The organism is Treponema sp. Marseille-Q4523 (genome assembly GCF_016901105.1).
Classification (GTDB): domain Bacteria; phylum Spirochaetota; class Spirochaetia; order Treponematales; family Treponemataceae; genus Treponema_D.
This window is the reverse complement of sequence record NZ_JAFEVM010000072.1, coordinates 1-3,427: the sequence shown is the minus strand read 5'-3', so window position 1 is coordinate 3,427 and position 3,427 is coordinate 1. Positions and strand designations below refer to the sequence as shown.

The following is a 3,427-nucleotide window of genomic DNA, read 5'->3' as shown; positions in this document are numbered from 1 at the left end:
CCCTCCTGCGGGGAAACCCCGCCCCTCCCCGATCGAAGCATCGCTTTTCTTTCGCCGGATGAGCTTGCAAAATGGTTTTCCGAAACGCTCGGCGCCGAAACCGAAGTCGTTCCCGTTTCAGAAGCAAGCAACAACGCAAAATACCACACGGCAGCCATCAATATGGCAAAGCAAAACGCGCATGAAGATATCGTGCGGCGCCTGCGCGAACGCGGTGACATACCCGCACTCGAAGAACTCAAAACGCTCCTCGCCCTCGACACGCTTCCCGTACGTATCGAAGGATTCGACATTGCGCATATCGGCGGAAAATTCCCCGTCGCAAGTTTAATCAGCTTTTACAACGGCAACCCCGACAAAAAAAACTACCGTTATTTCCGTCTCAAAACGACCGACGGCATCATCGACGACTTCGCATCCATGCGGGAAGCGACGAGCAGACGCTATACGAGACTTTTGAACGAAGGACGGGAGCTGCCCGATCTCCTGCTCATAGACGGCGGCATAGGACAGGTAAATGCGGTGCAGAGCGTACTCACATCGCTCGGCATCGACATCCCCATCGCGGGACTTGCCGAAAAAAACGAAGAAATCTACCGACCGGGCAACAGCACGCCCGTCGTGCTCCCGCGCAGAAGCGATGCGCTCCGCCTGCTCCAGCGCGTAAGAGATGAGACGCACCGTTTTGCGACGAGCAAAAACCAGCGCCTCCGCACCAAAGAAAATACCGTAAGCATTTTTCTCGAACTTCCCGGAGTCGGCGAAAAGAAGGCGCGCACATTGATAAAAACATTTACGACGCTCGAAAACCTCGCAAATGCCGATAAAGAGCGCATCGCGGACGCGCTCGGCATGAGTACGGACGCAGCGGAAAACATTGCGCGGGAAGCGAAAAAACTCAACGATGCACGGAAAGAAAAAAAAGCGAAACAAATCGAATCGCTCGAAAGCTCCGGTACGACCGCGCAAAAAGCCGCAGCAGCGCACTATATCGACAGCCTTGCCCGCGCAGCCCTCGACGGAAGCGGAGACGAATAAAGGCAGGACAGGGCGACGATTGCACAACCTGCGATTTTTATTATACTGTATGCGAGCGCATAAAAAACAGCATGATTTTGGACATGCATAAAGGCAGCTTCGGTAACGCAGGCTATGCCGAAAATACAGCCGACTTTTTACAACACGCATTGTTTTCCGCCAATATAATTTCAGCTGCCCTTGCCCCGCACCGCCCGATTGTAGAAAATGCGATTTCCTCTATAATGTATACGATCGATATATGAGCGCATAAAAATTATTAAGAAAATTGCAAATGGAATACATTTTCGATAAAGAGGGAAACCCGCTCGGCGTCGTACAAGGCGCATACATCCACGACATGGAAGGAAATCCCGTCGGACAGCTCAAGGGCGAACACGTCCTCAAGCTTACCGGAACTTATGTCGGCGAACTTAAAGACGGCATGATTTTGGATATGCACAAAGGTAACTTCGGTAACGCAGGCTATGCCGAAAATCCGGGCAAGTGCATGCATCCCGTCGCTCATGCTCCGCGGCATCCGTTTATGTCGATTTGCCTTTGTTTTTTATCCAATAATTGCAATCTTCGTATCCGTCGGCAACGGTATGCTCTCTATAAAGCGTACCGCCGAAATGCTCCATAACGCTTTGTCCGTTTCGCAAAAATAGGGCATCAATTCGCTGTAGCCGTTCTTTTTTGCAAAATTTGTCGTTACCCCGCCGCTAGCCGTTAGAATATGCCTATAGAAGATTATATCGCAACGCACCATAATTGTAGACATAAAAAACATTGATTCATATAATCAATTTCGTAATAGGTCATCGATTCCGGCCATCCGCGACGAGTTTGCAAAGTAAACTCGGTAGTGAGCGAAGCGAACGAAGTCATCGATTGCGGTCGGAATAGGGAAAAGGTGAATATATGTATGTTGTCAAAAATAATTTGCGCCATCCTGCTACGATATTTGAAAATACCGTTTTTATTTTAGATGTCATATTGTTCGGCTCATTTACCGTCGTTAGTTCTTTTTCAAACGCCTATGTTCCGGCAGCAGGCTTTACAGCTTTTTTATCAGGCGGTTTACTTTTGCTTTACGGAAACAATGCTCCTGTCGCTTATGTATATGATAATAAAGTGATTATCAGAAAATTCTTAAAGAAATATACATATCAATTAGATCAAGTCGAATCGGTAACCTATACTGTTCACCAAAGACAATACGACCTTGTATTTTCCGGTAAAAAATTTTCAGTGCCCGATTATTATTTAGAAGTAAAACGGTTTGTGAACACTCTAAAAACGGTGCATAACTATTTTGCCACAGAGGAAGGTATTGAAAAGCTGAAAAATTATATAAAGGAAAAAGCCGGTACGGAAACCTATTTATTAATTCCCCGAAAAGATATCGAGTCGACTTTAACATCTTCAAAAATAGGAGGCGTACCTTATTGGGATATTTCGAAAGAATATCCGGTCGATTCTGAAGGCAAAAAAATGCATTTGCTTTGCCAGCTCAATTTTTCGGAATGTAAATTCGAAAATATGATTTTTCCGAAAGAGGGTATTCTTCAATTTTTTATATCTTCAGATGATGTCGCATACGGTATGAGTTACTATGAACCTGCGGCACAAAAAAATTGGCGCATAGTTTTTCATGAAAAAATTGACAAAAACATTCATGAAGAAGATATTCAAAAAATTATTCCGTCGTCGTCCGAGATTATAAATACGCCGATTTTACATTCGACCGCATTGGAATTTTTACGTTCCGTATCGTATATGAGTGCCGATGATTACAAAATGAACGATTTTATTGCAAAAGCCGTTAAAGAAATCACCGGAGAAAATACAGAAAAAAACATATACGAAGTTTTAGGTTCGCAGGAAGAAAATATTCATGCGTTTCAAATCTATCGAATGCTCGGAGAAACGGAAAATTATATACTCGGTTATCCTTCGTTTATACAAGGAGATGTTCGTGAAACTATGTCCGAAAAAGACGCTTCTTATTATGATACGACTTTATTGCACTTGGATTCTTCCTGCTGCAATGGAGAGGCAATGTGCTGGGGTGATGTCGGTGCTGCGAATTTTTTAATCAATTCCAATGCATTGAAAAACAGAGATTTTTCAAATGTCCTGTATACTTGGGATTGTTATTAATAGGTCGAGTTTAGAAAGTATCAACCCATAACGCTGTGGTCTCGGCTCGAACTTCGTTCGGCTTAGCCTCGCTACCGAGTTAGCTTTGCAAACTCACCGTATATGCGCCGCAATTATAAAATAAAAAGCCCGGCAGCTGCCTACTTTCCCGCATTTAGAGCAGTATCATCGGCGCAAGGGAGCTTGACTTCCGTGTTCGGAATGGGAACGGGTATTTCCTCCCCGCTATGGCCACCGGGCAATA

2 protein-coding genes, 1 rRNA gene and 2 pseudogenes are annotated in these 3,427 nt (G+C 44.9%); 3 read left to right on the top strand and 2 right to left on the bottom strand.

Annotated features, from left to right (window positions below):
* On the top strand, positions 1–1,038 hold a 1,038-nt coding region (locus JSQ97_RS12595; protein ID WP_239447147.1), incomplete at its 5' end, for a helix-hairpin-helix domain-containing protein.
* A 274-nt stretch (positions 1,039–1,312) separates the two neighbouring features.
* Positions 1,313–1,501: pseudogene (locus JSQ97_RS13190) on the top strand (4-fold beta flower protein); the annotation flags it as partial.
* A 61-nt stretch (positions 1,502–1,562) separates the two neighbouring features.
* Here the strand turns inward: JSQ97_RS13190 and JSQ97_RS13185 are convergent.
* Positions 1,563–1,726: pseudogene (locus JSQ97_RS13185) on the bottom strand (L-2-amino-thiazoline-4-carboxylic acid hydrolase); the annotation flags it as partial.
* A 215-nt stretch (positions 1,727–1,941) separates the two neighbouring features.
* Here JSQ97_RS13185 and JSQ97_RS12585 point away from each other — a divergent pair.
* Entirely contained in the window at positions 1,942–3,183 is a 1,242-nt protein-coding gene (locus tag JSQ97_RS12585; RefSeq protein WP_205076364.1) for a YwqG family protein, read from the top strand.
* Between the two features lie 127 nt (positions 3,184–3,310).
* Here JSQ97_RS12585 and rrf read toward each other — a convergent pair.
* A 5S ribosomal RNA gene (rrf, locus tag JSQ97_RS12580) occupies positions 3,311–3,422 on the bottom strand.
* Positions 3,423–3,427: the final 5 nt, after the last annotated feature.